Origin of the sequence: Hyphomonas sp. UBA3601 (genome assembly GCF_002375605.1) — a bacterium.
In the GTDB taxonomy this organism is placed as follows: domain Bacteria; phylum Pseudomonadota; class Alphaproteobacteria; order Caulobacterales; family Hyphomonadaceae; genus Hyphomonas.
Genome location: NZ_DFME01000143.1, coordinates 1 through 704, shown reverse-complemented (window position 1 = coordinate 704; position 704 = coordinate 1). Strand labels below are relative to the sequence as shown.

Genomic DNA, 704 nt, shown 5'->3' with positions numbered 1-704 from the left:
TGCAAAGACCGCGAGATCATGCGGCATGATCCCCATCTGCTCATTGAGGGCTGCATGGTGGCAAGCCGCGCGATGCGCGCCCATAAATGTTATGTCTACCTACGTGGTGAATATATCAATGAACGGCATGCGCTCGAGAAAGCCGTCAAGGAGGCTTATGAGGCTAAGCTGATCGGCAAGGACAATGTGAATGGCTGGGATTTCGATCTCTATGTCCATCACGGGGCCGGCGCCTATATTTGCGGCGAGGAGACAGCCTTGCTGGAAAGCCTTGAAGGCAAGAAGGGACAGCCCCGGCTGAAACCACCGTTTCCGGCCAATGCTGGCCTGTATGGCTGCCCAACAACAGTAAACAATGTCGAGTCGATTGCAGTGGCTCCGACCATTCTTCGCCGCGGTGCTGAGTGGTTTGCCGGATTTGGCCGTCCAAACAATGCGGGCACGAAACTGTTCTGTATTTCCGGGCACGTGAACAAGCCATGTAATGTCGAAGAAGAAATGTCGGTCACTTTCCGTGAGCTGATTGATAATCACTGCGGCGGTATCCGGGGTGGTTGGGACAATCTCAAGGCGGTGATCCCCGGTGGATCGTCCGTGCCGATGGTGCCGGCTGAGCAGATTATGGACGCTTACATGGATTTCGACACACTGCGGGACCTTAAATCAGGCCTGGGCACGGCGGCGGTGATCGTGATGGACAAGGA

Annotated in this window: 1 protein-coding gene; it reads left to right on the top strand. The window is 55.4% G+C overall.

Annotated elements, in window-relative coordinates:
* Window positions 1-704, top strand: a 704-nt coding sequence (gene nuoF / locus B4F73_RS16040) for an NADH-quinone oxidoreductase subunit NuoF (protein ID WP_349679581.1), incomplete at both ends; no start/stop codon positions are given.